The following is a 4,977-nucleotide window of genomic DNA, read 5'->3' on the forward strand; positions in this document are numbered from 1 at the left end:
CCTGGCGACAACGTCGGCATCACCGTGAAGCTGATCGCGCCGATCGCGATGGAAACCGGCCTGCGCTTCGCCATCCGTGAAGGTGGTCGCACCGTCGGCTCGGGCGTCGTCGCCACGATCCTCGCGTAATTCATGCGTGACGTGCGCCGGGCGGCATCCGCTCGGTGCTCACCGCCTGCTCTTTAAGGAACCGTCATGCAAAAGCAAAAGATCCGCATCCGCCTCAAGGCGTTTGATTACAAGCTGATCGACCAGTCGGCCCTCGAGATCGTCGAGACCGCCAAGCGCACCGGCGCCATCGTCAAGGGCCCCGTGCCCCTGCCGACGCGCATGGAACGTTTCGACATCCTGCGTTCGCCCCACGTCAACAAGACGAGTCGCGACCAGTTCGAGATCCGCACCCACCAGCGTCTGATGGACATCGTCGACCCGACCGACAAGACGGTTGATGCCCTGATGAAGCTCGACCTGCCCGCCGGCGTCGACGTCGAAATCAAGCTGCAGTAATTCCGAGCCTTCGGGCTTGGTAATCCGAGACCCCGGTTCTGCCTCGGCAGGCCGGGGTCTTGTCTTTTGTGCTGGGCGGGGCCTAACGCTTGCATCGGGGCAACCCCGCAGGCTATACTCACCAGCTTTTCCGGGTTGGCCTATGCCTGCTCGGATATTCGCGCGGTGTTTCGCAAGAGATCCTGCACAAGTCAGCCCGGCCAATCGATGTCGGGTGTTCGCAATAGCTTCCGAGGCGTGAGCCGACGGGGCTGGAGAAAAACATGAGTCTGAGCAACCGTCTCGGTTTGCTGGGCCGCAAGGTGGGCATGATGCGCATCTTCACGGACGATGGCGATGCCATCCCTGTGACGGTGCTGGACGTGTCCAACAACCGCGTGACCCAGGTCAAGACCCAAGAGACCGACGGCTACAGCGCCATTCAAGTGGCGTTCGGTACGCGCAAAGCTTCGCGCGTCACCAAGCCTGAAGCCGGCCACCTTGCCAAGGCAGGTGTCGAAGCCGGTGAAATCCTCAAGGAATTCCGCGTCGAAGCCGACGTCGCAGCCCAGTACCAAGCTGGCGCGACCGTTCCGGTGACGTTGTTCGCCGCCGGCCAGCTGGTCGACGTGCAGGGCACGTCCATCGGCAAGGGCTTTGCGGGCACCATCAAGCGCCACAACTTCAGCTCGCAGCGCGCGTCGCACGGTAACAGCCGTTCGCACAACGTGCCGGGCTCGATCTCGATGGCGCAAGACCCGGGCCGTGTGTTCCCGGGCAAGAAGATGACCGGCCACATGGGCGACGAAACCTGCACCACGCAGAACCTGGACATCGTGCGCGTTGACGAAGCCCGTCAACTGCTGCTGGTCCGCGGCGCGGTCCCGGGTTCCAAGAACGGCCACATCGTCGTTCGCCCGGCCGTCAAGGTCAAAGTCAAGAAGGGAGCCAACTGATGCAGCTCGAGCTCCTGAACGAGCAGGGTCAGGCCACCGCCAAGGTGGAAGCGCCTGACACCATCTTCGCTCGCGACTACAACGAAGCCCTGGTGCACCAGGTGGTCGTGGCCTTCCAGGCCAACGCCCGCCAAGGCACTCGTGCCCAGAAGGACCGTGAACAGGTTCATCACTCGACCAAGAAGCCTTTCCGCCAGAAGGGCACCGGCCGCGCTCGCGCCGGTATGACCTCGTCGCCGCTGTGGCGCGGGGGCGGTCGCATCTTCCCGAACATGCCTGACGAGAACTTCTCGCACAAGCTGAACAAGAAGATGTACCGCGCCGGCATGGCTGCGATCCTGTCGCAGCTGGCCCGCGAAGGCCGCCTGGCCGTGGTGGATTCGATCTCGATCGAAGCCCCCAAGACCAAGCTGCTGGCCGCCAAGTTCAAGGCCATGGGCCTGGACTCGGTGCTGGTCATCTCCGATGTCGTGGATGACAACCTGCTGCTGGCTTCGCGCAACCTGGCCAATGTGCTGGTCGTCGAGCCGCGCTACGCCGACCCCCTGTCGCTGGTCTTCTACAAGAAGGTGCTGGTGACCAAGGCTGCGGTCGAGCAACTCAAGGAGATGCTGGCATGAGCGCCCCCAAGTATTCCGAAGGCCGTCTGGCCTCCGTGCTGCTCGCGCCCATCGTGTCCGAAAAGGCCACGCAAGTTGCCGAGAAGCACAACCAGGTCCTGTTCAAGGTCCTGCGCGACGCCACCAAGCCCGAAATCAAGGCCGCTGTTGAACTGATGTTCAAGGTCGAGGTCGAGTCGGTCAACGTCGTCCAGGTCAAGGGCAAGACGAAGCGCTTTGGTGGCCGTGCCGGCCGCCGTGACCACGTCAAGAAGGCCTATGTGGCCCTCAAGGCCGGTCAAGAGCTCAATTTCTCCGGGGAGGCCGCGTAAATGGCCATCGTCAAAGTCAAACCTACCTCGCCCGGTCGCCGTGGCGTCGTCAAGGTGGTGCACAAGCACCTGCACAAGGGCGCGCCCCATGCAGCTTTGCTTGAGCCGCAAATCCAGAATTCGGGCCGCAACAACAACGGTCACATCACGATTCGCCACAAGGGCGGTGGTCACAAGCACCACTACCGCGTGGTCGACTTCAAGCGCAACAAGGACGGCATTCCGGCCAAGGTCGAGACCATCGAGTACGACCCGAACCGCACCGCCCACATTGCGCTGGTGGTGTACGCCGACGGCGAACGCCGCTACGTGATCGCTCCGCGCGGTCTGGAAGTGGGTTCGACCATCCTGAGCGGCGCGGAAGCCCCGATCAAGGCTGGCAACACGCTGCCGATCCGCAACATCCCGGTGGGCTCGACGATTCACTGCATCGAGCTGCAGCCTGGCAAGGGTGCCCAGATGATCCGTTCGGCCGGCACGTCTGCGGTCCTGATGGCTCGCGAAGGCGTTTACGCCCAGATCCGTCTGCGCTCCGGCGAAGTCCGCCGCGTGCACGTCGACTGCCGCGCCACCATCGGTGAAGTGAGCAACGAAGAGCACAGCCTGCGCCAGTACGGCAAGGCCGGCGCGATCCGCTGGAAGGGTATCCGTCCGACCGTTCGCGGTGTGGCGATGAACCCGGTGGATCACCCGCACGGTGGTGGCGAAGGCCGCACCGGCGAGGGCCAGGTCCCTGTGTCGCCGTGGAACACCCTGACGAAGGGCTACCGCACTCGCAACAACAAGCGCACGCAGACGTTCATCGTCTCGCGTCGCAAGAAGTAAGGGCTAGGCCATGACCCGTTCGCTGAAGAAGGGCCCCTTCGTTGACCACCATCTGATGGCCAAGGTCGACAAGGCTGTTGCCATTAAAGACAAGAAGCCCATCAAGACTTGGTCGCGCCGCTCGACGATCCTGCCCGAGTTCATCGGTCTGACGATCGCCGTGCACAACGGCAAGCAGCACGTGCCGGTTTATGTGTCTGACCAGATGGTCGGCCACAAGCTGGGTGAATTCGCACTGACCCGCACCTTCAAAGGCCATCCGGCCGACAAGAAGGCCGGGAAGAAGTAAGGATGCCGACGATGGAAACCAAAGCAATCGTTCGCGGCGTTCGCCTCTCGTGTGACAAGGGTCGCCTCGTGGCTGACCTGATCCGCGGCAAGAAGGTGGACCACGCCCTCAACATCCTGGAATTCACCCAGAAGAAGGCGGCCGTCATCATCAAGAAGGCGCTGGAAAGCGCCATCGCCAACGCCGAGCACAACGACGGCGCTGACATTGATGAACTCAAGGTCACCTCGATCTACGTCGAGCAGGGTGCCACGCTGAAGCGCTTCTCGGCTCGCGCCAAGGGTCGCGGCAACCGCATCAGCAAGCCCACCTGCCACATCTTTGTGGCTGTCGGCAACTAMGGCGCAAGAAGACTATGGGACAGAAAATCCATCCGGTTGGCTTTCGCCTTCCTGTCACCCGTAACTGGGCTTCGCGCTGGTATGCGAACAATCAGAACTTCGCCACGATGCTGGCCGAAGATCTGCGTGTTCGCGAGTACCTGAAGGCCAAGCTCAAGAATGCTGCCGTTTCGCGCATCCTGATCGAGCGCCCCGCCAAGAACGCACGCATCACGATCTACTCGGCTCGCCCGGGCGTCGTGATCGGCAAGAAGGGCGAGGACATCGAAGCGCTGAAGGCTGAACTGACCAAGCGTCTGGGCGTGCCCGTCGCTGTCAACATCGAAGAAGTGCGCAAGCCCGAAGTCGATGCTCAGCTGATCGCCGACTCGATCACCCAGCAGCTCGAGAAGCGCATCATGTTCCGCCGCGCCATGAAGCGCGCGATGCAGAACGCGATGCGTCTGGGTGCCCAGGGCATCAAGATCATGAGCGCTGGTCGTCTGAACGGCATCGAAATCGCTCGTACCGAGTGGTATCGCGAAGGTCGTGTGCCCCTGCACACCCTGAAGGCCGACATCGACTACGGCTTCTCCGAAGCCAAGACCACCTACGGCGTCATCGGCGTCAAGGTCTGGGTCTACCGCGGTGACCGTCTTGCCAATGGCGAGGCTCCGGTCATCAACACCCCCGCAGGCGCCGAAGACGATCGTCGCCCGCGCCGTAACGCCCGTCCGGGCGCTCCTGGTGGCCGTGGCCGTCCGGGTGGCGACCGTGGCTCGCGTGACGGAGCAGATCAGCCCGCTGCCGCCGCCCCCACGGGTGACGCAGCCAAGCCCGCCGCCAAGCGCGTAGTCCGCAAGGTCCCCGCAGCCGGTGGTGAGGCCAAAGGAGAATAAGCATGCTGCAACCCGCTCGTCGTAAATACCGCAAGGAGCAGAAGGGCCGCAACACGGGTGTTGCGACCCGAGGTGCTGCGGTGTCTTTCGGTGATTTCGGCCTCAAGGCCACCGAGCGCGGCCGTCTGACGGCCCGCCAGATCGAAGCGGCTCGCCGCGCGATCTCGCGCCACATCAAGCGCGGTGGTCGAATCTTCATCCGCGTGTTCCCGGACAAGCCCATCTCGCAAAAGCCTGCCGAAGTTCGGATGGGTAACGGCAAGGGCAACCC

General features: G+C 63.0%; 9 protein-coding genes and 1 pseudogene. All 10 read left to right on the forward strand.

Features of this window, described 5'->3' with window-relative positions; all coding sequences use genetic code 11:
- Window positions 1-129: EF-Tu C-terminal domain-related protein (locus tag AC1DU6_RS19870; protein WP_477859091.1), on the forward strand; the 129-nt coding region annotated here is incomplete at its 5' end.
- Between the two features lie 66 nt (window positions 130-195).
- Entirely contained in the window at window positions 196-507 is a 312-nt protein-coding gene (gene rpsJ, locus AC1DU6_RS19875; protein ID WP_056194266.1) for a 30S ribosomal protein S10, read from the forward strand.
- A gap of 263 nt (window positions 508-770) precedes the next feature.
- Window positions 771-1,442 carry a 50S ribosomal protein L3 gene (rplC, locus tag AC1DU6_RS19880; protein WP_056194263.1) on the forward strand — a complete coding sequence of 224 codons (672 nt, stop codon included), beginning with the start codon at window positions 771-773 and terminating at the stop codon, window positions 1,440-1,442.
- The gene (gene rplD / locus AC1DU6_RS19885) at window positions 1,442-2,062 is read left to right on the forward strand and encodes a 50S ribosomal protein L4 (protein ID WP_056194259.1); all 621 of its coding nucleotides are present in this window, start codon (window positions 1,442-1,444) and stop codon (window positions 2,060-2,062) included. Before rplC ends, rplD begins: the two co-directional genes overlap by 1 nt.
- Window positions 2,059-2,373, forward strand: coding sequence for a 50S ribosomal protein L23 (gene rplW, locus AC1DU6_RS19890; RefSeq protein ID WP_056194256.1), 315 nt, complete (start codon window positions 2,059-2,061; stop codon window positions 2,371-2,373). The genes rplD and rplW overlap by 4 nt, the downstream gene beginning before the upstream one ends.
- Window positions 2,374-3,198, forward strand: a complete 825-nt coding sequence (gene rplB / locus AC1DU6_RS19895) for a 50S ribosomal protein L2 (protein WP_056194253.1) — start codon at window positions 2,374-2,376, stop codon at window positions 3,196-3,198.
- A gap of 10 nt (window positions 3,199-3,208) precedes the next feature.
- On the forward strand, window positions 3,209-3,487 hold the full coding sequence (gene rpsS, locus AC1DU6_RS19900; protein WP_056194250.1) for a 30S ribosomal protein S19: 279 nt from the start codon (window positions 3,209-3,211) through the stop codon (window positions 3,485-3,487).
- An 11-nt stretch (window positions 3,488-3,498) separates the two neighbouring features.
- A pseudogene (gene rplV / locus AC1DU6_RS19905) lies at window positions 3,499-3,825 on the forward strand (50S ribosomal protein L22); the annotation flags it as partial.
- A 17-nt stretch (window positions 3,826-3,842) separates the two neighbouring features.
- Window positions 3,843-4,706: a 30S ribosomal protein S3 gene (gene rpsC / locus AC1DU6_RS19910; protein WP_457323016.1), complete on the forward strand. Its 864-nt coding sequence runs from the start codon at window positions 3,843-3,845 to the stop codon at window positions 4,704-4,706.
- 2 nt (window positions 4,707-4,708) lie between these two features.
- On the forward strand, window positions 4,709-4,977 hold a 269-nt coding region (gene rplP / locus AC1DU6_RS19915), incomplete at its 3' end, for a 50S ribosomal protein L16 (RefSeq protein ID WP_477859089.1).

The sequence above is a fragment of the Roseateles sp. P5_B10 genome (assembly GCF_056400485.1).

Bases quoted from the DNA above. Each gene is read 5' to 3' on its own strand.
- rpsJ (WP_056194266.1), top strand. From the start codon at position 196: ATGCAAAAGCAAAAGATCCGCATCCGCCTCAAGGCGTTTGATTACAAG.
- rplC (WP_056194263.1), top strand. From the start codon at position 771: ATGAGTCTGAGCAACCGTCTCGGTTTGCTGGGCCGCAAGGTGGGCATG.
- rplD (WP_056194259.1), top strand. From the start codon at position 1,442: ATGCAGCTCGAGCTCCTGAACGAGCAGGGTCAGGCCACCGCCAAGGTG.
- rplW (WP_056194256.1), top strand. From the start codon at position 2,059: ATGAGCGCCCCCAAGTATTCCGAAGGCCGTCTGGCCTCCGTGCTGCTC.
- rplB (WP_056194253.1), top strand. From the start codon at position 2,374: ATGGCCATCGTCAAAGTCAAACCTACCTCGCCCGGTCGCCGTGGCGTC.
- rpsS (WP_056194250.1), top strand. From the start codon at position 3,209: ATGACCCGTTCGCTGAAGAAGGGCCCCTTCGTTGACCACCATCTGATG.
- rpsC (WP_457323016.1), top strand. From the start codon at position 3,843: ATGGGACAGAAAATCCATCCGGTTGGCTTTCGCCTTCCTGTCACCCGT.